This window comes from Corynebacterium sp. HMSC065H09 (assembly GCF_001812845.1).
Lineage (GTDB): Bacteria > Actinomycetota > Actinomycetes > Mycobacteriales > Mycobacteriaceae > Corynebacterium > Corynebacterium jeikeium_D.
Map to the genome: position 1 here is coordinate 53652 of NZ_KV810606.1, position 21316 is coordinate 74967.

General features: G+C 60.3%; 20 protein-coding genes. 17 read left to right on the forward strand and 3 right to left on the reverse strand.

All coding sequences use genetic code 11. The features are described from left to right. Positions 1 to 94 precede the first annotated feature (94 nt). The 16 genes from HMPREF2878_RS10090 (at position 95) to rfbA (ending at position 18414) form a co-directional block, all read left to right on the forward strand. On the forward strand, positions 95 to 1537 hold the full coding sequence (locus tag HMPREF2878_RS10090; protein WP_042388369.1) for a glutamyl-tRNA reductase: 1443 nt from the start codon (positions 95 to 97) through the stop codon (positions 1535 to 1537). A 15-nt stretch (positions 1538 to 1552) separates the two neighbouring features. Next, positions 1553 to 2485, forward strand: a complete 933-nt coding sequence (hemC, locus tag HMPREF2878_RS10095) for a hydroxymethylbilane synthase (protein ID WP_049190547.1) — start codon at positions 1553 to 1555, stop codon at positions 2483 to 2485. 204 nt (positions 2486 to 2689) lie between these two features. Then, positions 2690 to 4357: a bifunctional uroporphyrinogen-III C-methyltransferase/uroporphyrinogen-III synthase gene (locus tag HMPREF2878_RS10100; protein WP_070603565.1), complete on the forward strand. Its 1668-nt coding sequence runs from the start codon at positions 2690 to 2692 to the stop codon at positions 4355 to 4357. Between the two features lie 47 nt (positions 4358 to 4404). After that, complete coding sequence (hemB, locus tag HMPREF2878_RS10105) at positions 4405 to 5463, forward strand: porphobilinogen synthase (protein WP_070438168.1); 1059 nt, start codon at positions 4405 to 4407, stop codon at positions 5461 to 5463. A 45-nt stretch (positions 5464 to 5508) separates the two neighbouring features. Next, positions 5509 to 6153, forward strand: a complete 645-nt coding sequence (locus HMPREF2878_RS10110; RefSeq protein WP_016421990.1) for a hypothetical protein — start codon at positions 5509 to 5511, stop codon at positions 6151 to 6153. Next, positions 6150 to 6530 (forward strand): hypothetical protein, encoded by a 381-nt coding sequence (locus HMPREF2878_RS10115; RefSeq protein WP_016421991.1) that lies wholly within the window; start codon positions 6150 to 6152, stop codon positions 6528 to 6530. Before HMPREF2878_RS10110 ends, HMPREF2878_RS10115 begins: the two co-directional genes overlap by 4 nt. Before the next feature lie 19 nt (positions 6531 to 6549). Continuing rightward, positions 6550 to 9141 carry a heavy metal translocating P-type ATPase gene (locus tag HMPREF2878_RS10120; RefSeq protein ID WP_016421992.1) on the forward strand — a complete coding sequence of 864 codons (2592 nt, stop codon included), beginning with the start codon at positions 6550 to 6552 and terminating at the stop codon, positions 9139 to 9141. A gap of 35 nt (positions 9142 to 9176) precedes the next feature. Continuing rightward, positions 9177 to 10523, forward strand: a complete 1347-nt coding sequence (hemL, locus tag HMPREF2878_RS10125; protein ID WP_016421993.1) for a glutamate-1-semialdehyde 2,1-aminomutase — start codon at positions 9177 to 9179, stop codon at positions 10521 to 10523. 7 nt (positions 10524 to 10530) lie between these two features. Beyond that, a complete protein-coding gene (locus HMPREF2878_RS10130; protein WP_016421994.1) occupies positions 10531 to 11241 on the forward strand; it encodes a histidine phosphatase family protein in 711 nt (236 codons plus the stop codon). Positions 11242 to 11296: 55 nt separating this feature from the next. After that, positions 11297 to 11911 carry a TlpA disulfide reductase family protein gene (locus tag HMPREF2878_RS10135; RefSeq protein ID WP_016421995.1) on the forward strand — a complete coding sequence of 205 codons (615 nt, stop codon included), beginning with the start codon at positions 11297 to 11299 and terminating at the stop codon, positions 11909 to 11911. 23 nt (positions 11912 to 11934) lie between these two features. After that, positions 11935 to 12795, forward strand: a complete 861-nt coding sequence (locus tag HMPREF2878_RS10140; protein ID WP_042389096.1) for a cytochrome c biogenesis CcdA family protein — start codon at positions 11935 to 11937, stop codon at positions 12793 to 12795. A 14-nt stretch (positions 12796 to 12809) separates the two neighbouring features. Further along, positions 12810 to 14498: a cytochrome c biogenesis protein ResB gene (locus tag HMPREF2878_RS10145; protein ID WP_016421997.1), complete on the forward strand. Its 1689-nt coding sequence runs from the start codon at positions 12810 to 12812 to the stop codon at positions 14496 to 14498. Between the two features lie 172 nt (positions 14499 to 14670). Then, positions 14671 to 15681 (forward strand): c-type cytochrome biogenesis protein CcsB, encoded by a 1011-nt coding sequence (gene ccsB / locus HMPREF2878_RS10150; RefSeq protein ID WP_016421998.1) that lies wholly within the window; start codon positions 14671 to 14673, stop codon positions 15679 to 15681. A gap of 52 nt (positions 15682 to 15733) precedes the next feature. Beyond that, positions 15734 to 16726 carry a dTDP-glucose 4,6-dehydratase gene (gene rfbB, locus HMPREF2878_RS10155; protein ID WP_016421999.1) on the forward strand — a complete coding sequence of 331 codons (993 nt, stop codon included), beginning with the start codon at positions 15734 to 15736 and terminating at the stop codon, positions 16724 to 16726. Positions 16727 to 16828: 102 nt separating this feature from the next. Then, positions 16829 to 17518 (forward strand): dTDP-4-dehydrorhamnose 3,5-epimerase family protein, encoded by a 690-nt coding sequence (locus HMPREF2878_RS10160; RefSeq protein WP_016422000.1) that lies wholly within the window; start codon positions 16829 to 16831, stop codon positions 17516 to 17518. 20 nt (positions 17519 to 17538) lie between these two features. Then, positions 17539 to 18414 carry a glucose-1-phosphate thymidylyltransferase RfbA gene (gene rfbA, locus HMPREF2878_RS10165; RefSeq protein WP_016422001.1) on the forward strand — a complete coding sequence of 292 codons (876 nt, stop codon included), beginning with the start codon at positions 17539 to 17541 and terminating at the stop codon, positions 18412 to 18414. Here the strand turns inward: rfbA and HMPREF2878_RS10170 are convergent. After that, positions 18411 to 18677, reverse strand: coding sequence for a hypothetical protein (locus tag HMPREF2878_RS10170; RefSeq protein WP_016422002.1), 267 nt, complete (start codon positions 18675 to 18677; stop codon positions 18411 to 18413). The genes rfbA and HMPREF2878_RS10170 overlap by 4 nt on opposite strands. 193 nt (positions 18678 to 18870) lie before the next feature. On the opposite strand from HMPREF2878_RS10170, the gene HMPREF2878_RS10175 reads away from it, so the two are divergent. After that, entirely contained in the window at positions 18871 to 19230 is a 360-nt protein-coding gene (locus tag HMPREF2878_RS10175; RefSeq protein ID WP_016422003.1) for a DUF4229 domain-containing protein, read from the forward strand. Here the strand turns inward: HMPREF2878_RS10175 and HMPREF2878_RS10180 are convergent. Next, positions 19227 to 20387, reverse strand: coding sequence for an alpha/beta fold hydrolase (locus tag HMPREF2878_RS10180; protein WP_016422004.1), 1161 nt, complete (start codon positions 20385 to 20387; stop codon positions 19227 to 19229). The genes HMPREF2878_RS10175 and HMPREF2878_RS10180 overlap by 4 nt on opposite strands. A gap of 9 nt (positions 20388 to 20396) precedes the next feature. Beyond that, positions 20397 to 21293, reverse strand: a complete 897-nt coding sequence (locus tag HMPREF2878_RS10185; protein ID WP_016422005.1) for a 1,4-dihydroxy-2-naphthoate polyprenyltransferase — start codon at positions 21291 to 21293, stop codon at positions 20397 to 20399. Positions 21294 to 21316 lie beyond the last annotated feature (23 nt).

Genomic DNA, 21316 nt, shown 5'->3' on the forward strand with positions numbered 1-21316 from the left:
CGAGATGGCAGAGTTGTCTAGCGTTAACAGTCATAGCTGTGTGAAAAAGCCCGTAGCGGGGCCTGTGAAGGAGCAATAGAGCGGTGATTGAGCGGTGAGTGTGCTTCTCGTCGGAATGTCGTACCGGTCTGCACCGGTGACCCTTCTTGAAAAGGTCTCCGTCGGTGAAACTGAGCGAGAGGCCATTTTGGCTCGGCTGGTCGCGGATGAAGCGATCAGCGAAGCGATGCTGTTGTCGACCTGTAACCGCGTTGAGTACTACGTGGTGGCCAACGGCTTCCACTCTGGCCTATCGGCCGTGGTCCGTGAAATTGTCGGTCGTACTGGGCTCGAACTCGATGAACTGACACCGCACCTCTATGTGCGGTACGCACAGGCCGCAGCGGAGCATGCCTTCTCGGTGTGTGCTGGTCTTGACTCGATGGTGCTGGGGGAACAGCAGATTATCGGTCAGCTTCGCAATGCTTACCAGGAAGCGGACGAAGCCGGCACCGTCGGTCGCATGCTGCATGACTTGGCGCAGAAGGCGCTGCACACAGGCAAGCGAGTCCACAGCGAAACACTGATTGATAATGCGGGCGCATCGATGGTCTCCGTGGCCATCGACGAGGCGATTGCTGCGCTGCATCCTGGGTTCAACTCTGGTGTTGACGTCGCTGAGGGTACCGATATTCTGGCCGGACGTTCGGCCCTTATCCTCGGCGCCGGTGCGATGAGTTCGCTGGCCGCCAGTTACCTGGGGCGCTGCGGCATTGATCGTCTGATTATTGCCAACCGCACCGTTGACCGGGCGCAGAACCTGGCTAACCACTCGATCGAAGCGGGCATCCCCGCTACTGCTATTGCGTTGCATGATTTCGCTGATGTCCTCGATGATGTGGACATTCTCGTCAGTGCCACCGGAGCCATGACTCCAGTGGTCTCAGCTGCAGATGTTGTCGACCACGGCCCGCTCGCCATCGTCGATTTGTCTATGCCTCGCGACGTCGCGGAGGATGTCTCCGGGCTTGAGGGGATCGCACTCTTCAACATCGAATTGCTGCAGATGACTCGCACGGAGGTTCCGGGTCGTGATGATGAGGCTGCAGCGCGCGACATTGTGGCCGAAGAGTTGGAGTCCTACCTCACGGCGCAGCGCGCAAGCGAGGTAGCACCGACTGTTCGCGCTCTGCGTGAGCGCGCGGCGGATGTGGCGGCGGCTGAGCTCGCTCGCCTGGAGGCGAAGACACCGGGTCTTACTCAAAAGGAACGTCGCGAGGTCGAGTCCACGGTTCGCCGCGTCGTCGATAAGCTCTTGCACGCGCCAACGGTTCAGGTCAAGAAGCTTTCTAGCCAGCAGGGTGGTGGCAACTACGCGCTTGCCCTGCAGAAGCTCTTCGACCTGCCCCTATCCACCCCCTCTGGCCTGTATGCTGACACCGATATCCCCGCAGATCTCATGGTAGAGGGCCGAATTGGGCGGATGCAGGGATTTGAGCAGTATGGTCTTGACAGTAGTGCCATCATTGAAGGCGTTGCTGAAACCACCAAAAATTAACACCCGGAGGGAAACATGCCTGACCCAGCGACTATTCGTATCGGTACCAGGGGCTCGGAACTGGCCACGACACAGGCCGGTCACGTCCGTGATGCACTGATTGAGCTGGGACAGCCTGCAGAGCTGGTGATTGTAAAGACCGCCGGTGACCATAACCGCCACGACCCGGTGGAAAAGATTGGCATCGGTGTCTTCACCCAGGCGCTGCGTCATGCACTCCGCGAGGGGGTGTGCGACATTATCGTGCACTCGTTTAAGGACCTGCCGACCCTGCCGGAAGACGACATGATGGTCGCAGCCGTGCCGGAGCGCGTCGATCCGCGAGAAGCGCTGATTTCCCGCGATGCCACGCCGCTGATGGACCTGCCTGAGGGGGCTCGTGTGGGTACCTCCGCGCCGCGTCGTGTCTCTCAGCTGCGTGCGCTGCGCTCCGATCTGGAACTTGTACCATTGCGTGGAAACATCGAAACCCGCATGGGGCGCGTCTCTGAGGACTTGGACGCTGTCATTCTGGCTCGCGCTGGGCTGGAGCGCACGGGTCGCCTCGGAGAGATTGCGGAATCCCTGGACGTGGACGTCCTCATGCCGGCCCCGGCTCAGGGCGCCCTGGCGCTGGAGTGCCGCACTGCTGACCGCGAAATTGTGGATATTCTGCGCAAGATTGACCACCCGGTGTCCCATGCCCGCGCTGTCGCTGAGCGCGCGGTACTCAATGAGCTGGAAGCGGGCTGCACCGCTCCGGTCGCGGCCTACTCAACCGTGAGCGACAGTGGTGAACTCACCCTGCAGGCGGGGGTGTTCGCACTCGACGGTTCGCGTCAGTTGCTCGAGACCGCTACCGCAAACGTGGATAAGGCCGATGAGCTTGGCCGGAAGGTTGCGGCGGCCCTGCTCGAACGGGGTGCTCATGAGGTAATGGGCGATACCCTGCGGGAATCTCAAAAGTAGCCGGTTAGTTAATTTGGCTCAAACCCTTTATGCTAATAGGCCTGTATGCATGCCGTTGGGATAAGGGTTTCCTTCGTGTGCTCGCATGTGAGATTCAGGTGTCCACCTGCCACTCACATGCGTTGGCGCATGTCCGCTTTCTTCCTTCAAGACTCATCGGCACGAAAAGTGAACAACCAATAGAAAAGAAATCACTCCGCAACGATGAACACCTCCCTCCCCTCAGCAACGGGACGCATCCTGTTCGTCGGCGCTGGTCCTGGAAATCCCGACCTGCTGACGCTTCGCGCCCGTGAGATTCTCGCAGACACCGCTATCGCCTACGTCGACGCCGATGTCATGCCGGGGGTTCGAGAGCTCGTCGCAACCGATGTGCCTGTTCCTCCCGAGCTGCTGAAGGAAGCCGAGGAAGAGTACGAGCGCATGTGCGCCGCAGCCAAGGCCAAGGGATCTCGTCGTAAGCCGCCGCGTCCGGCACCACCGACCGCCGCAGATCTGCGCACGCCTATCGACGATCCCAAGAAGATGGCCAACCTGCTGGTCGAAGAAGCCGCTAAAGGCAATGACGTGGTGCGTTTGGTGGCAGGCAATCCGCTGACCAACGATTCGCTGCTGGCCGAAATCAACGAGGTCTCGCACGCCGATGTTGAGTTCCAGATTGTCCCTGGCATGTCCGTGCCCTCCACCGTCCCGGCATTTGCCGGTATCGCGTTGGGCTCGACGTACACGGAGACCGATCTCGGTCGCGCCGATGTGGACTGGGACGAGCTGGCCCAGGCACCACAGCCGCTGGTACTGCAGGCCGTGCAGGACGACCTGTCCGCCATTGCAACTGAGCTCGGCGAACGCGGCCTGCCGTCGTCGTTGCCGGTGTCGGTGACTGTCAACGGTACGACTCGTCTGCAGCGCACCTACGACGTCACGCTGGGCACCTTGGCGCAGCTCTCGGGTGACCTGGCCGGTCCGCTGGTGGTCACGCTTGGCAAGGGTGTGGACAATCGTTCGAAGTACTCATGGTGGGAAAACCGCGCTCTCTACGGATGGAAGGTGCTGGTCCCACGTGCCAAGGCGCAGGCAGGGCCGATGAGTGCCCGTCTCGTTGCGCACGGCGCCATCCCGATTGAGGTCCCGACCATCTCAATCGAGCCACCGCGCAGCCCGGCGCAGATGGAACGCGCCATCAAGGGGCTTGTCGACGGCCGTTACCAGTGGGTTGTCTTCACTTCCGTCAACGCCGTCACCGCAGTGTGGGAGAAGTTCCAGGAATTCGGTTTGGACGCGCGCTCCTTCGCCGGGGTCCGCATCGCAGCAGTCGGCCATCGCACCGCCGCTGCCATCCGCGATCTCGGCATCACTCCGGAGCTGCTTCCGGATGACACTCGTCAAAATGCCGCGGGCATTGTCGACGTGTTCCCGGAGTACATCGAGGATCTCGATCCGGTCAACCGCGTGCTGCTGCCGCGCGCCGATATCGGCACTGACGTGCTTGTCGACGGTCTGATTGATCTGGGCTGGGAAGTTGATGATGTGGTCGCTTACCGTACCGTGCGGGCAGCGCCACCGAGTGCGGATATCCGCGACATGATTAAGTCCGGTGGCTTCGACGCAGTGTGCTTTACCTCGGGGTCGACGGTGAAGAACCTGGTCGGCATCGCGGGTAAGCCGCATGCTCGCACCATCATTGCCTGCATCGGGCCGATGGCCGCAGCCACGGCTCGCGAGTACGGCCTGCGGGTAGATGTCGTGCCGGAGCGCGCAAGCATCCCGGAGCTGGTGGATGCGCTGGCAGAGCATGTTGCGCAACTGCGGGCGGCAGGGCAGCTGCCACCACCGCGCAAGAAGCGTCGTCGTTCGCGTAAAACCAAGGACTGAGCAGGGGCGTACCGGAGCGAGTTCGCGTTTTGATTAAGGTTGTCTTTATGACTACATCTGGAGCTTCTGAATCATCCCGCGAAATCGATCTCGAACAGTTTGGATTTCCTCTCCCGATTCGTCGCCCACGCAGGCTGCGCACCAACCCGGTGATGCGTGCGATGACGGCGGAGACGACACTGACTCCGAAAAATCTCATCCTGCCCATGTTTGTTGCAGATGGGATTGATGAGCCGAAGCCAATCAGCTCCCTGCCCGGGGTAGTGCAGCATACCGAGGACTCCCTGGTAGAAGCTGTGCGCGAGGCTGTTGAGGCAGGTATCTCGGCAGTTGACCTCTTCGGTGTCCCGCTGGATGCGGACAAGGACGGCGAGGGCTCTGAGTCCTGGAATCCGGAGGGCGTTCTCAACCGCGCTCTGCGTCGTCTCCGCGACGAGTTCGGGAATGACATTTTGATCATGGCCGACACTTGCCTGGATGAGTTCACTGACCACGGCCACTGTGGCGTGCTGGGCACGGATCGCTTCGGCAACACGGTCGTTGAGAATGACCGCACGCTGATTAACTACGTCAAGATGGCCGTTGCGCAGGCCGACGCCGGTGCACATATCGTGTCCCCTTCGGGCATGATGGACGGCCAGATTGCCGCCATTCGCGAGGGCTTGGATGCCGCTGGCCATGAGGATGTCTCCATCATGGCGTACTCGGCAAAGTACGCCTCCGCCTTCTACGGTCCATTCCGTGAAGCTGTGGGCAGCTCGCTGCAGGGTGATCGCCGTACCTACCAGCAGGATCCTGCAAACCGTCGTGAGTCCCTGCTTGAAGTGCAGCTCGATGTTGACGAAGGTGCGGACATGGTGATGGTCAAGCCGGCCATGAGCTACCTGGACATTCTGCGCGAGGTCGCGGATATGTCGCCGGTGCCGGTTGCCGCTTACCAGGTCTCTGGTGAGTACGCGATGATTCACGCCGCTGCCGCCAACGGGTGGATTGACCTGGATGCTGCGATGATGGAGGCAGTACTGAGCATTCGCCGTGCCGGTGCGGAGCAGATTTTGACCTACGCAGCGGTGGACTTGGCGAAGAAGCTGCGCGCCCAGTTCTAATTCGCTCGGGTGAACGTGCAGTAGCAAATATCGAGAAGTGGACGGATGACTAAAGAAGAGAAGAAGCCCGCAATTCCCGAGCAGGTCGAGGGAGCTAGGCAGGCGTGGCGGGTTACGGCCGTGTTGCAGCTGCTCGTCGCTGCGGTAGCTACGGTGACCTACTGGCTGCATCCGGAAATGCTGATGAGCCCCTCAACCGCTAAGGAGAATTTCCCGGGTTTCAGCGAGGGCCAGATTGATGCTGCCATGAAGGCGACTATCGTTATCGCGTTCTTTTTCGCAGTGGGGCTTTGCATCGCGTTCTTCGCCATTATCGAGCGAATGCGCAAGGGGAGCGAAGGTGCTCGCACCGTGCTGGTTATCGGCTCGCTTTACCTGGCACTGTCGGCGCTGATGTCCTTCTTCTCTTCTACGGCTTCAGAATCGGGAGTGCCGGCATCCCTCGTTCTTATCAGCGGAATTGTGCGAATCGCCTCGGCCACTGCCGCGGTAGCGGGTCTAGTGCTCGCCGCTTCGAAGGAATCCAAGGACTACTTCGATCATCAGCGCCCGTCGAAACCGTGGACCCCGTCCGCTCCGGAATCGCATCTGCCGAGAGCGTCGAAGCATGGCGCTGATCCAAAGCGGCAACAGCAGCTGGGCCAGTCACAGCCCAAGCAATCCAAGCAGCCTGAGGAGTCCAAGCGATGATGTCCCTGCCGAGTCGGCCCTGGCAGTGGGTGCTCTTCGTCGCGCTCATCGCCCAGATTGTCCTGAGCTTGATACTGGTCACCGGCGACTATTCGCAGGCTCCCGCCGCCGTTGGCCGCGATATCTACATCGTCGCCGGTGTGACGCTGGTCTGCTCGCTTATTGGTAGCGGCTGCTTGCCGACGGCCACTGAGTTCAAACTCTCCCGGAACTGCCTGCTCATCATGGTGATTATCACGGCTCTCGCCATGTTCTTTGCCATTATGGCTGGAGCGCTGACTGTATGGGTTATCGCGCCCAGCCTGGCGATGGCGTGTGGACTACTGTTGCTCTATCGTGAATTAGCGCTCACGCGCGCCAACCAGCCACAGGATTAGACGGAAAGTTTCAAAGGCCATGAGTGACACCGGTGAGTTTGATTTCTCTCTGGACAATCGCGTTGAACAAGCGATTGTGGATGCCAAGGTCGCTGCTCGTAAGGCATTGCCACGAAGCCGTCAGGACATCGACGAAGAAAGTGCCCATCAGCGGCTTGCACACCGCAGAGGCCAGTCCAACACAGCTTTCGCACTCATCCTGGAAAACTTGGAAAACGCCGAGAGCGCTGAGCGTGCTGAGCATGTTTTGGAATCCTTTCCAGATGTGACCGCCTCTGTGGTCTACAAGCCCGGACGCGCGTGGATTACCGCGCCCGATACCATCGATCCGAATCAGTTCATCGAAGCTCTCCGCGAAATTGGGGTCGAGTCGTACCTCACGCGCAGCACGCTTCGGCGTCGTGCAACTCGGCTGGATGTGTCACAACATCGCCGTCCCGCTGTTCCGGCTGCCGCTCAACAGAATGAGGAGGAGCGCATTCGCCGTCGTGAAGCGGCCTTGCGCCGAAGCGGCGGTGGCGCGGAAGTACTGTTCACGGCGCGTGAACTGGTGACCAAGCAACGCTTTTGGGGAAGCCTGTTCCTATCGATTCCGGTGCTGGTGACGTCGTTGAACGTCAACTGGCAGTTCCCGGGTTGGCAGTGGATGTGTCTTGTGCTGACCACGATTGTGGTGTGGTGGGGTGGTTGGCCGTTCCACCGGGCAATGGCGGCGTCCCTGCGTCGGCGGATGTCGGCGCTGGATGGGGCGAGCTCCATTGCCATCCTGCTGGCGTGGCTGTGGTCGCTAGCGCAGCTTATCTTTGGTCCCGCGGGACAGATTGGATATACCACTGCGCCCACTTGGTTTGCTTTCAACTACCGGGAAAGCGCCTCGGCAGAGGTGTTTTTCGACGTTGCGTGCGGCCTGACTGTGCTGTTGCTAACAGGTCGCATGTTTACGCGCTACAACAAGGTGCGTACTGGACAAATCTTGCGCAACCTGCGCATTCCAGCTGAGCGAAACGTGACAGTCGTGCGCAAGAGCGCTAAATCCGCGGAGCCGAAACGGGTGGAGGTGACGGTCGCGGAGCTCAATATCGGTGATGACATCGTGGTTCCACCGCACTCGGTGATTCCGGTTGATGGCTCAGTCATCGGTGGTGCGTCCACGATGGATGCGCAGCTACTCGGTATCGGCGTTGAACCGCAGAAGGTCAAGGTCAATTCCAAGGTTTGGGCCGGTGCAATCAACCTGGATTCGGAGCTCAAGGTGCGCGTGGAACGCACCGGTTTCAAGACCCGGGCGTCATCGATAGCGCGCTGGCTTCGTCAAGCGGTTCGAGAAGAAACGGTGATGCACCAGACCGCAGTGCACTCGGCATCAGAGCTGGTGCCATGGACGCTGTCGTTGGCGGGCGTGGCTTTTTGCGGCTGGTGGCTGGCGACTGGCACGATGAGCGGTGCCCTCGCGGTGGCGCTGGCTATGCTCTCGGGCATCGCGCCGGTGGCATTGGCAATGTCTACGTCGACCGTGCAGCGCATCGGGATTCTGGCCGGTGCTAGTAACGGAATCTTGATTCGTGGCAATGAGACTTTCCGAAAGCTGGCCGCTGCCGATGTGGTGATTTTTAACCGAGTTGGAACGCTGACCGAGGGTGACACCCACGTGCTCGGTGTCGCCGCTGAGCGCAATGAAAATCCGGATCTGGTTCTGCGTGTGGCGGGCGCTCTCATGATGGAGAGCAACCACCCGGCATCAGCGGCAATCGTGCGCGCGTGCCGTGTATCCCGCGACGCCGGTTCCGGCGGTGGCGAGGTGCCGCACTGGATTGAGACTGTACACGTCGCAATTGCGGAAGACGGTGCGTTCGTTGGCCAGGTAGAGATCCCGGTGAAGGACTCGGACGACAAGTTGGAGATGCGCTTTGTTGAGGGGCGTGTTTGGCGTCCGCGTGATCTCACTGCACTCAGCGAGAAAATGGCCGTGGCTGCGCTCAGTGGCGGTACTCCGATGGTGGTGTCGTGGCGTGGCAAGGTCCGTGGTGTCATCACCATTGGTGAGGACATTAAGCCCGATGCGGTCGAGAGCATTGACCAGCTTGAGGATATGGGCGTGGACACCATGATGATCACGCGAGATCCGTATCCAGTAGCCCGTCGTTTTGCTGACCGGCTGAATATCTCACGAGTATTCGCGGGCATCATTGCCTCCCGCAAGGCCATTGCGGTGCGTTCGGTCCACAGTGACGGCGAGACTGTCGTGATGGTTGGCGACAAGGACATCCGGGACTCTCTGCGTGCCGCTGACGTGGGTGTTTTGATGGACAACACCGAAGGCAATCAGAATCTTGATGTTGATTACGCCGATGTCGTGGCACTGCGTAACAACGTGTTGTCGATTCCGGAGGCCATTGAAATCGCACGTGCTGTGGTGCGGATGATGGACTCCAACATCTACTTTGCGTGGTTCTACAACGTTGCGGTCATCCTGCTGGGTATGACCGGTATGATTCACCCGCTGCTGGCATCGCTTTTGATGATTTTCTCCAGCTTGTGGATCGACTGGCGATCCCGTCGAGTGTCCTCTCGCCGCAAGCATCTATTCAGGGTGAAGCTGGGACGTTGGTAGGGCAGGGTAGCCCTTCATCCGAGTGGCCGTCTACGATGGTCACCGTGACTCAAGACATTAATGCTCCTCATGTCCCAGAAAACGTTGAGCTCACCGATCGTTCGGCAGAGTTCTTTACGCAGGCTCAGGCAGTGACGCCGGGTGGCGTGAACTCGCCGGTCCGCGCCTTCGGTTCCGTCGGTGGCACCCCACGTTTCATTGACCACGCCGCGGGCTCTCGTCTCGTGGATGTTGATGGCAACGAATATGTGGACTTGGTCTGCTCGTGGGGTCCAATGATTCTGGGCCACGCGCACCCGGCAGTGGTGGAGGCCGTTCAGAGCGCCGCCACTCGCGGTTTGTCTTTCGGCGCTCCGACGACGGCTGAGACCGACCTGGCTCGTCACATCGTTGAGCGCACGTCGGTAGATGAGGTGCGTCTGGTCAACTCCGGCACTGAGGCCACTATGTCCGCAGTACGCCTGGCTCGCGGTTTCACTGGCCGTTCCAAGATCATCAAGTTCGCCGGCTGCTACCACGGTCACGTGGACGCGCTGCTGGCATCGGCCGGTTCCGGTGTCGCTACTTTTGGTCTGCCGGATTCGCCGGGTGTCACCGGTGCATCGGCTGCCGACACCATTGTTGTTCCTTATAACGACATTGAGGCCGTCAAGGCCGCATTCGCTGAGAACCCGGGCGAGATTGCCTGTGTCATCACTGAGGCGGCAGCGGGCAACATGGGTACCGTCGCACCGCAGGACAACTTCAACGCGAAGTTGAAGGAAGTCTGCCACGCAGACGGCGCACTGCTGATTCTCGATGAGGTCATGACTGGCTTCCGCGCTTCCTACAACGGCTGGTACGGCATTGATGGTGTGGCCGGTGACCTGACCACCTTCGGCAAGGTCGTCTCCGGTGGTCTGCCGGCAGCTGCCTTCGGTGGTCGCCGCGACGTCATGGAGTACTTGGCTCCGAACGGTCCGGTGTACCAGGCAGGCACACTCTCCGGTAACCCGGTCGCTATGGCAGCTGGACTGGCCAACCTGGAAAATGCCACGAAGGATGTCTATGACACCGTCGCAGCCAACGCAGATCGCCTGGCCACGATTCTGTCCGACGCCCTGACCAAGCAGGGCGTGGCCCACCACATTCAGCGTGCGGGCACGATGCTCTCGCCACGCTTCGCTGAGGGCGAGGGCCATAACTTTGAGCAGATGCAGGCAGCGGATACTTTCCGCTACCCGGCTTTCTTCCACGCCCTACTGGCCAATGGTGTCTACCCGCCGGCTTCTTGCTACGAGACCTGGTTCGTCTCCGCTGCGCTGACCGACGCCGACTTCGAAATCATCGAGCGTGCAGCAGCCCGCGCGGCCGAGGCGGCGGCAGCCGCCAAGCCGGAGTAGGTTACACGTGTCGAACAAGACCAATTCGCAGGCCGAGCAGCAGGCAGCACAGCAGGAATCGCAGCCGACACCGCCGGAAAACCAGGCGTCTAAGCGTGCAACAAAGCACGCCAAGACCACGGTCGTACATCTCGTCCGCCACGGCGAGGTTTATAACCCGGATAAGATTCTCTACGGTCGCCTGCCCGGCTGGCACCTGTCTGAGCGCGGTCAGCGTCAGGCAGCGGCCACGGCCGCGTCCTTCGAAGGCCACGACATCCGCTACTTCGCCTGCTCTCCGCTGCAGCGCACGCAGGAAACCTCACGGCCCTTCACCGAGGTAATCGGCATGAAGCCGACCCTGGATGAAGATTTGCTGGAGGCTGGCAACTCCTTTGAGGGTTTGCACATCAAGGGCATTGACTCCGCACTGTGGAATCCGAAGTACTGGCCACGACTGCGTCGTCCGAGCGTGCCCAGCTGGGGCGAGCCCTACGAGGAGATCGCGGACCGTATGTTCCACGCCATCGAGCGAGCCCGCGAGGCCGCCGAGGGAGCGGAAGCGGTGCTGGTGACACACCAGCTGTGCATCATTGCAGCTCAGCGTCGTGCGCGGTACTTGAAGCTCGCCCACAACCCGGCAACTAGGCAGTGCGATCTGGCCAGCGTGACCTCCTTGGTCTTCGTCGGCGACACCATTGTCGACGTGCGCTACAGTGAACCGGCCGGTCACCTGTAAGGTGAATAAATAGTTTTGTTGAAGTTTCACTGACCCCCGGAAGGTGGCACCCCAAGTGGCCAAGGTCTCATCGTCCCGAATTGCAGCAACGCTAGCGGCAGCAACTCTGTCTCTGTCGCTCGCAGCATGTAACCCCGGAGATTCAGTGGGACACGATGCCGTTGCCGTCGGCGGTCAGTTCGAGTTTGTTTCTCCAGGGGGTCAGCAGATCATTGACTACGCACCCGAGGAGCGCAAACCGGTCGGCAAGGTGTTCGGTCCTTCTCTAGAGGACGACGACAAGAAAATCTCCCTCGATGACTTCAAGGACCAGATTGTGGTCCTAAACGCCTGGGGGCAGTGGTGCGCACCGTGCCGATCCGAATCGGATGACCTGCAGTATGTCCAGGAACAGATGGAAGAGCAAGGTATCGGCACCGTTCTCGGCATCAACGTCCGCGACAATGTCCGCCAGGCTCCCATCGACTTTGTGAAGGACAACGGCATCACCTACCCGTCCATCTATGACCCGGCCTTCGTCAACGCCAGCGCACTCGGCGGCATCCCGGCTTCGGTGATTCCGACAACCATCATTCTGGACAAGCAGCACCGCCCGGCCAAGGTCTTCCTCCGCGAGGTCGATCACACCATGCTGATGAAGGCTGTTAATGAAGTGAAGGCGGAGGGCTAGGCCCCAGCATGGGAACTCTTGCCATGGACACGATTTATCTTGCCGATGGCATCGGCCAGCAGTTCGCCGACGCCGCCACCGGCGGTCCCATCCTATTAGGCCTGCTCGCTGCTGCGCTGGCTGGTCTCGTCTCGTTTGCCAGCCCGTGCGTCATTCCGCTCGTGCCCGGTTACGTCTCGTATCTCACCGGTATTTCCGGAGCATCGGGGGCGCAGGGCCAGGGCTTGACGACGGGCACTGCGGACGCAACCGCCGTCGATAAGCGTGACGGCGATGGAGGGCGTGGCAAGCGTTCCGCAACTGCCCGCGTCGGCCTGGCTGCGTTGCTGTTCGTGCTGGGCTTCACTGTCATTTTCGTGCTGGGGTCGGCCTCAATTTTCGGGCTCGTGTCCACGCTGCGTCTGCAGGCGCGCACGCTGACGATTGTCGGTGGCGTGGTGACCATCGTGATGGGACTCGCCTTCATGGGCATGGTGCCGGCGCTGCAGAAGGACACCCGCATGGCGCCGAAGCGCTGGACCACGTGGCTGGGAGCGCCACTGCTTGGCGCGGTGTTCGCGCTGGGGTGGACGCCGTGTCTGGGCCCGACGCTGACTGCAATTATTTCGGTGTCCGCGGGCACGCAGGGTATGACCGCGGCCAGGGGAGTGGCGCTGATTATCGCTTACTGCCTGGGGCTGGGGCTGCCGTTCATTTTGGTGGCGCTGGGGTCGGCACGCGCGATGCGTGGAGTGGACTTCCTGCGTAAGCACTCGCGAACTATTCAGCTCATCGGTGGTGTGGCGCTGGTGCTGGTCGGAATTGCCCTGGTCACGGGACTGTGGGATGTTTTTGTTGCCTGGGTTCAGGCCGCTTTTATTACTGATACGGTAACGCCAATTTAGTGAAAGATTTTTCGATGTCGGTGAATTGGAATAAGGTACGACAGCCCTTCCAGCAGGTCTGGAACTGGTTGACCAGCATGCGCACAGCGCTGATTCTGCTGTTCATCCTCGCTTTCGCAGCGGTTCCGGGCGCCCTGTTGCCACAGCGCTCGCTGAATAAGGACAAGGTCGACCAGTATCTAGCCGCCAACGGCAAGACCGCCGAGATCATGGATAAGCTGCAGCTTTTCGATGTCTTCTCGTCCGTCTGGTTCGTCGCCATCGTGGCATTGCTGCTGATTTCCCTGGTTGGCTGCATTATTCCGCGCACCATCGACCACTACAAGGCCATGAAGACGCCACCGGCCAAGGCGCCGAAACGGTTGGCGCGTCTTCCGCTTCACGACGAAGCCGTGGTCGATGCCTCTGCGGATGAAGTTTCTAAGCGGGTGCGTGAGCGCCTGAACAAGTGGGCGTTGACCGAGACTCCAGCAGATGAAGATCGCGCTGGGGCACGATCCTTTTCCGCGGAGAAGGGATACCTGCGTGAGTTTGGCAACCTGGTGTTCCACCTGGGCATTGCGCTGCTGATTATCATCGTCGGCTTGGGCCGCATGATCTATTACGAGGGTCAGGTCATTTTGCTGACCAACACCGGCACCGAGATTTCTGACGACAACGTCAATAGCGCGGTGGGCGTTCCGTTCTGTAACACCGCTGCTGCGAACTATGACTCGCTGCGTGCTGGCAACACCTTCGACGGTACAACTCTGAACCCGTTCTGTATTCAGGTCGATGACTTCTTCGCCGATTACCTGCCGAACGGTCAGGCCAAGATGTTTACCTCTCATATCCGATTCGCAGAAGAAGAGGATATGCGCAAGCCGGTCGATGAGTGGGAAAAGACCACGCTGCAGGTCAACCATCCGCTGCGCGTCGCCGGTGACCGTGTGTACCTGCAGGGGCACGGCTTTGCCCCGGCCTTTAAGGTGACCTGGCCGAATGGCGAGTCGCGTACGTCGATTGTCCAGTTCCGTCCGGATGATCCGACCTTCTTCCTGTCCTCTGGTGCGCTGCGCTTCGACCCACCAGCAGGCATGTACCCGGACTTGTTCGAGCGCCGCCAGAACCAGATTGCAATCGAGGGACTGTTCGCTCCGACCGCGGAGTTTACTGGTGAAAAGGGTGCTCTGCTGCAGTCCTCTTACCCGGCGATGCAAGACCCGGCCGTGGCTGTCGACATCTACCGCGGCGACGCGGGCTTGGACACCGGTCGTTCGCAGGGGCTGTTTTCCCTCGACCGCGATCTGATGCACTCGGGTCAGCTGGCTAAGGAAGCCCGCGTCAACCTCAAGCAGGGCGAATCCACCGAGCTTGCCGACGGCACCAAGATTGAATTCCTCGGTGCGAAGGAATTCGTCAACTTGCAGGTTTCGCACGATCCCACGCAGTTCTGGGTGCTGGTGGCAACTGTGGCCGCACTGGCGGGCATGGTTCTTTCGTTGGGCATTAAGCGCCGACGTGTTTGGGTGCGCATGTTCCCGCTGGAAGATGGCCGCACTCGCGTTGAGTTCGGTGGCCTTGCCCGCACCGACAAGGCAGGTTGGGGCGAGGAGTTCCAGTACATCGTAGATGACATCCTGGAACGTGACAGTGATGACGAGGATGCTGCTGACAACAATGCTGCGACCGACGAGAGCGCGGACGACAAGGACAAAAGCTAACTGACCACTAAGTCTGGTCCATCATTACTGCAGGGTGAATGCGCGGGGGCGAGAATTGCGCCTCCGCGCATTTTTGCGTCCCCCGTGTCCCCGGTCCCCTTTTGCTTAGTCCTGCTTTAGTACTAGGGTTTGAAGAAGTATTCCGCTAATTCCACACTTTGGAGCCAAGTACATGCTCGTCAATAAGACACTGGCGCAGTTTTCGGACTGGTCGTACTTCACGGCCTTCGCCTTTTATCTTGTGGCCTTTGTTATTTCCATTGCCTACTACAGTCGTCGTATCGCGGCCGCTGAAGCGAAAAGCCAGGTTGCGGAACGCGAGCTGGTAGCCGCCGGTGCGGGTGAGGGAGCTACCACCGCTAGTGTTGCTGACTCTGGGGAGTCGGCGACGAAGTCGTCGGCAAGCGAGCCTAAGAACCAGGTGCTGACGAACCGACTCGGCGTTGTGACGGAAATGCTGATTTACGTCGGGGTGGCCGTGCACTTTGCATCGGTGCTGCTGCGTGGCCTGGCCGTGCAGCGTTTCCCGTGGGGCAACCTCTACGAGTACGTATCAGTTTCAATCCTCTTTGCTATGGCAATTGCAGCTGGCGTACTGCATCGTGAAACCATGCGTGTGTTCTGGCCGTGGCTGTTGGCTCCGATTCTGGCGCTGATGTTTTACGGTGGTAAGAACCTATATGTTGAGGCTGCTCCGGTGGTGCCGGCACTGCAGTCGATTTGGATTCCGGTTCACGTCTCGATTATTTCTATCGGGTGCAGTATCGCACTGATTTCCGGTGTTGCCTCGATTCTCTACATGCTGCGGATGTACAACCGCGAGGGCAAGGAAAAGGGCTTCCTGGGCAAACTGGTCGCGCCGCTGCCGGATGCTCAAAAGCTGGATGCGATTGCTTACCGCACCGCTATTTGGTCCTTCCCACTGTTCGGTCTGGGCATTGTGCTGGGCGCTATCTGGGCCGAGTCCGCATGGGGTCGTTACTGGGGCTGGGACCCGAAGGAGACCACGGCGCTGATTACCTGGATTATCTACGCCCTGTACCTGCACGCTCGCGCGACTTCGGGTTGGCGTAATACCAAGGCCGCGTGGATCAACATCTTCGGTTTTGCCACCATGGTGTTCAACCTCTTCTTCATCAACCAGGTGGTTTCGGGCCTGCACTCCTACGCTGGTCTGAACTAAGTCTTCACACTTGTACAAAGCCGGCATCGCCGGGTGAACTAGAATCGCTTCCATGCGCGTTCTCGTCACCGGTGGTGCCGGCTTTATTGGTTCCAACTTCGTTCTCCGCACTCTGGCTACACGGCCCGATGTGAATGTCACGGTGCTGGACGCTTTCACCTATGCCGCGAACCCTGCGAGCTTGGATGGCGCGGACTGTGAAATCATCCGCGGCGATGTTCGTGACGCGGAGCTGATCGATCGCCTCGTGCCCCGCTTCGACGTGGTCGTCCACTTCGCCGCAGAGAGCCATAACGACAATTCGCTGGTGGATGCCGATCCCTTCGTCACCACTAATGTCATGGGCACCGTGAATCTGGCCAAGGCTTGCGCCACCCACGACGTCCGCCTTCACCACATCTCCACCGACGAGGTCTTCGGCGATCTCGCTCTCGACGATCCAGCACGCTTTACGACGGCCACCGCGTACAAACCCTCCAGCCCCTACTCGGCCTCCAAGGCTTCAGCGGATCACTTTGTCCGGGCGTGGGTGCGCAGCTTCGGGTTGGTTGCGACGATTAGTAACTGCTCGAACAACTACGGGCCGAGGCAGCATCCGGAGAAGCTGATTCCCCGCCAGATCTGTGGTCTGTTGCGCGGTCGTAGCCCTCGCGTGTACGGCACTGGCGAGAATGTTCGGGACTGGATTCACGTCGATGACCACAACGACGCGGTCTGGGCAATCTTGGATTCTGGCGAGGTGGGGGAGACCTACCTGATTGGTGCCGATGGCGAGCGTTCCAACCTCGACGTGGTCGGAGACATCCTGGAGGGCTTCGGTCGTGAGCGGTCCGACTTTGTCCATGTCACTGACCGCCCGGGGCATGACCGTCGTTATGCGATTGACCCCGCATCCATCCGCAGCCTTGGCTGGCAGCCGCGCTACCAAGACTTTTCCGCGGGGCTCGCCGAGACCATCGACTGGTATCGCGCCAACGAGTCCTGGTGGGCGGCGGCCTACGATGCCGCTGAGGCTGGCTACGCGGAGCGCGAGCAGGAGTTGTAGTTCGCTGCTGGGGCATGCCTAGCGAACCCTCAACGCACACTCAGTGCACACTCAACGCGTGCCACAGCCTCAGCCCGGGCGCCCCGTCTACACTTGTTACCCATGAGCCCTAAGAGCACATTCCAGCCCACTTCTATCGACGGCGTTTTCACCTTCGAACCGGTCATCCACGGCGACAGCCGCGGTAGTTTCCACGAGTGGTATCGCCTCGACGCATTCGCCGAGGCCACGGGCTACCCGTTCTTCCCGGAGCAGGCCAACATGAGTGTCTCCGCCGCAGGCGTTGTCCGTGGCCTGCACTTCGCTGACGTCAGCACCGCGCCAGATGGCCACCCCGGCCAGGCGAAGCTGGTTACTTGTCCCGCGGGCCACATCCTCGACATTGCGGTTGACCTGCGTCGCGGCTCCGATACCTTCGGCAAGGTCGAGGTTTTCGAGCTCGACAGCAAGACCCGCCGAGTGGTCTATCTGCCCAACGGCATCGGACATGGCTTCGTCTCGCTTGCCGACGACTCTGTGCTCACTTACCTCACTTCCACCGGTTACAACCCGGAGGCAGAGCGTGCTGTTAGCATCCAGGACCCGACTCTCGGAATTGACCTGGCTGCGCTGCTGGCCAAGGGTGGTCTCACCGACGCGGACATGATTCTCTCCGAGCGCGATCAGAAGGCTCCGACTATCGAGCAGTTCGAGGCCGAGGGCAATAAGCTCCCCAGTGAGTTTGACTGCAAGGATCTTGAGAACATGGCTCGCGACGAGTGGGCAATCGCCAACGAAGCGGCCGGGCAGTAAGGCAGAAAGGCGCGAGCACTATGAAGGGCATCATCCTCGCAGGTGGTACGGGCTCTCGGCTGTTTCCCATCACACTTGGCGTAAGCAAGCAGCTGGTTCCCGTCTATGACAAGCCGATGATCTACTACCCGCTGAGCACGCTGATGCTAGCGGGAATCAGGGACATCCTCGTCATCACCACGCCACATGATGCCCCGCAGTTTGAACGCTTGCTTGGCGACGGCTCGCAGTGGGGCCTCACCCTCACCTTTGCCACCCAAGACGAGCCCCGTGGTCTCGCTGAAGCGTTCATCATCGGTGCGGACCACATCGGCGATGACTCCGTTGCCCTCATCCTCGGCGACAACATCTTTTACGGTGCTGGCTTGGGCACGCAGCTGCGCCGCTTCCATAACGTCGATGGCGGAGCGATCTTCGCCTACTGGGTCGCAGATCCCACAGCCTATGGAGTCGTGGACTTCGACCAAAGCGGCAAAGCCGTGGCGATCCAGGAGAAACCGAAGAAACCACGCAGCCATTTCGCGGTGCCTGGTTTGTACTTCTATGATGCCGAGGTTGTTGAGATAGCTCGCTCGCTGCAACCGTCGTCACGCGGCGAATTGGAAATCACGGATGTTAACCGCGCCTACTTGGAGCGCGGGAAACTGCAGGTAGAGGTGCTGCCGCGCGGCACGGCATGGCTGGACACGGGCACGGTGGACAATCTGATGGCCGCGGGTGATTTCGTGCGCACGATTGAGCAGCGGCAGGGGCTAAAGATTGGCTCGCCGGAAGAGGTGGCGTGGCGCATGGGATTCATTGACGATGCTGCGCTTAGCGCGCGTGCCGACGCCCTCAGCGCCAGTGGCTACGGGGAATATCTACAGCAGTTGTTGCTGCGTGGCAAGGACGTTTAGTCAGTTTCGCCGGGATTATCGGGGTTGTCGTCCTGCTCCCGTTCGCGCCGCTCCTGCAGCTCCTGCTCACGTTTACGGCGATCGAATTCGGCCTTCTTGAGCTTCCAGAGAAACTCCGGATCATCGTCGGGAGCGAGCGGACGGGGTTCCGGTTGCGGAGCGGAAATACGTCGCATGCCGTTGCCGCGACTGCCGGGGCCAAATGCCTTCCACAGCATGACTACGACAAGGATGATGAACAGCAGCAGAATGAGCCGACCCATGTAATAGCTAACCTCCTGGATTTACCGACTAGAATACGCAACGAGTCCCGTAGTGCCCACGAGGGGTATCGCACTGCATGCGGTACGGCGTACAGAGTTCGTTAGGGTACAAAGGAACGTTGGACACGAACAGCCATGGACGCTAGCAACGCCCGGGCACAGCACAGGCGTAACACGTAGAGGTGAGGGTTTAATGACCAATCCAGCAGAGCAGGACAAGTTGGCTTCTGAGGCTCAGATGCCAGCAGCTCCGGTGACCAAGAATGCTGGTCGCGGCAATGCCATGAAGGGGCTGTTCTGGTACGGCCTTGCTCGTCTGCTGCTATTCCTAGTGCTGTTCTTCATTCTGCTCGTGATTATCTACCTCGTTAATGTGCAGATTCCGGCTGCAATTACGGCTGTGTTCGCACTGATTATTGCGATGCCGCTGTCGGTTTTTGTGTTCCCGAAGCTGCGCGTCCAGGCCAATGAGTCTGTTGCAGTGTGGTCGGAGAACCGCCGCGCGCACAAGGAATACATTGCGCAGCAGATTAAGGACCGCGAGGAAAACTAGCGCACCTTCTCCAGGGCCCGCTCGATAGCCCGGTTCACCGCTTCCGGAGCCTCGAGCGGCAACATGTGGCCGGCCCCGTCGACTTCAACCAGTTCGGCGTCCGGCCACTTTTCCATAATTAGGTCTGCTTGCTTGCGCGGAGTGACATCGTCCTTCGTGCCCACCAGTACCGCTCCTGGCAAGCCCTCCAAGTAAGGCCCGGATGCGAACTCGTCGTGATCCTGCAGGTCGTCGAGATATCCCACGAAAGTTTCCAGCGGTGTTTCATTAATCATGGCCGCGTGGAACTCGATGATCTCGTAGTCCGTGCGCCGGGCGAACACCGCCACCGCCAACGACGGCGCCATCAGTGACGCGATTGCCTCGCGGAACTTGCGAATCTCCTTCGGCGAGGACTCAATTGCATTGCGCGCCGCATCCGCCACCGGGGACGCCAGAATCTGCGGCACACCCTGGGCGGCCAGCTTGTCGATAGACGTGGAAATCAACACTACGCCTGCTATCCGACGGCGAATGCTTTCCTCGGCAGCCCGCACCATGTGCAGTGCAATCAAACCGCCTAGCGAATGCCCAACCACGATGAGTTTTCCGGTCGCGGCACGCTCGGCGATCACGGCCAGCGCATCGGCCGCAGCCCCTTCGACCGTGCAGAGTGAAGCCGGAACCGCTCCGGTCAGGCCGTGGCCGCGCAGATCCATAGTCAACAGGCGTGCTTCCGGGTGCGACTTGCGCAGCGCGTTGAACTGCCGGTACCAGGACTCACCAGCCAGGGTGAAGCCGTGGACGAAGACGATGGTCACGGGTTCTTTGGCGGGTTCGCTAGGTTCAACCTCGTACCAGTGCACCGGAATATCGGTGGTGACAGCATCCGGCTTGTCGCTGGCCTTCCGCTCGTCGTCCTTGGCCGCAATCTCGGCCGTGACCGGTGCGGTCTTGATATGCACCACGCCGGTTGACGTGAGATCGGTGAGTCCCGGTTCACGGGTCTGCGAATGCAGCGCACCGTGCTCCAGCGCCAGTCGGCGGCGTCCCGATTTGGTCAAACGCAGAGCAGCGCTGCGGGCGAAAGCTGGAGCCTTGGCTGCTGTGTCGCCAACTCGGGTTGCGGCCTCCTGGACGTCGTCAAGCGCCTTGTGCGTCAGTGTGCGGAAGTCCATCGGTACCCCCTAGCTGAGCGCGAGTGCGAGTGCCGTAATGACGGACCAGGCAAGCATCATCTTGCCGGTAAGCCCCAGTACCGGGATGAGCTCCTTGCCCTTCTTATGCATGCGAATTGGCTCGGAGGCCTTCACCCACAGCGGCACGATGAGCAGACCCACCAGCGCCCATGGGCGCCAGAAAGCGATAAAGCTGCTGGCCAGCGCGGGCATGAGGGAGAGAATCTGCCAGACGATGCGGGTGCGGAAGTCGCCCAGGCGAACTGCCAAGGTGATCTTGCCGGTAGCGGCGTCGGTGGGGATGTCGCGCAAGTTGTTCGCCAGGTTCACGGCAGAAGACACCGAACCAATACCAATTGCGCAGGCCAGGCCGACCCAAGACAGCGAGCCCGTCTGGGTGAATTCCGTGCCGAGCACCGCGACGAGACCGAAAAAGACGAAGACCGAGACCTCGCCAAGTCCGCGATAACCGTAGGGATTTTTACCGCCGGTGTAGAACCACGCAGCCGCGATGCACAGTGCACCGACCAGAATGAGCCACCACGCGCTCATCAGGGACAGCGCCACACCGGCAAGACCGGCGACACCAAAGGAACCGAACGCCGCGTACTTCACAACCTTCGGCTCGACCAGACCAGAACCCGTCAGGCGCAGCGGGCCCGAGCGGTCATCGTCAGTGCCGCGGATGCCATCGGAGTAGTCGTTGGCGAAGTTCACGCCCACAATCAACGCCCACGCGACAACCAGCGCGAGCACCGCACGTCCCCAGATAATCGGCGCGTGCGTCGATGCCGCTCCGACACCGACGATGACCGGCGCAAACGCATTCGCCCAGGTATGGGGGCGCGCGCCTTCCAGCCAATCGCTTAACGACGCCGTTGCAGGACTCTTTGGTGCTTCAGACATGAATTAATAATAGGACGTGACAC

Bases quoted from the DNA above. Each gene is read 5' to 3' on its own strand.
- hemC (WP_049190547.1), top strand. From the start codon at position 1,553: ATGCCTGACCCAGCGACTATTCGTATCGGTACCAGGGGCTCGGAACTG.
- HMPREF2878_RS10100 (WP_070603565.1), top strand. From the start codon at position 2,690: ATGAACACCTCCCTCCCCTCAGCAACGGGACGCATCCTGTTCGTCGGC.
- hemB (WP_070438168.1), top strand. From the start codon at position 4,405: ATGACTACATCTGGAGCTTCTGAATCATCCCGCGAAATCGATCTCGAA.
- HMPREF2878_RS10110 (WP_016421990.1), top strand. From the start codon at position 5,509: ATGACTAAAGAAGAGAAGAAGCCCGCAATTCCCGAGCAGGTCGAGGGA.
- HMPREF2878_RS10115 (WP_016421991.1), top strand. From the start codon at position 6,150: ATGATGTCCCTGCCGAGTCGGCCCTGGCAGTGGGTGCTCTTCGTCGCG.
- HMPREF2878_RS10120 (WP_016421992.1), top strand. From the start codon at position 6,550: ATGAGTGACACCGGTGAGTTTGATTTCTCTCTGGACAATCGCGTTGAA.
- hemL (WP_016421993.1), top strand. From the start codon at position 9,177: ATGGTCACCGTGACTCAAGACATTAATGCTCCTCATGTCCCAGAAAAC.
- HMPREF2878_RS10140 (WP_042389096.1), top strand. From the start codon at position 11,935: ATGGACACGATTTATCTTGCCGATGGCATCGGCCAGCAGTTCGCCGAC.
- HMPREF2878_RS10145 (WP_016421997.1), top strand. From the start codon at position 12,810: ATGTCGGTGAATTGGAATAAGGTACGACAGCCCTTCCAGCAGGTCTGG.
- ccsB (WP_016421998.1), top strand. From the start codon at position 14,671: ATGCTCGTCAATAAGACACTGGCGCAGTTTTCGGACTGGTCGTACTTC.
- rfbB (WP_016421999.1), top strand. From the start codon at position 15,734: ATGCGCGTTCTCGTCACCGGTGGTGCCGGCTTTATTGGTTCCAACTTC.
- HMPREF2878_RS10160 (WP_016422000.1), top strand. From the start codon at position 16,829: ATGAGCCCTAAGAGCACATTCCAGCCCACTTCTATCGACGGCGTTTTC.
- rfbA (WP_016422001.1), top strand. From the start codon at position 17,539: ATGAAGGGCATCATCCTCGCAGGTGGTACGGGCTCTCGGCTGTTTCCC.
- HMPREF2878_RS10170 (WP_016422002.1), bottom strand. From the start codon at position 18,677: ATGGGTCGGCTCATTCTGCTGCTGTTCATCATCCTTGTCGTAGTCATG.
- HMPREF2878_RS10175 (WP_016422003.1), top strand. From the start codon at position 18,871: ATGACCAATCCAGCAGAGCAGGACAAGTTGGCTTCTGAGGCTCAGATG.
- HMPREF2878_RS10180 (WP_016422004.1), bottom strand. From the start codon at position 20,387: ATGGACTTCCGCACACTGACGCACAAGGCGCTTGACGACGTCCAGGAG.
- HMPREF2878_RS10185 (WP_016422005.1), bottom strand. From the start codon at position 21,293: ATGTCTGAAGCACCAAAGAGTCCTGCAACGGCGTCGTTAAGCGATTGG.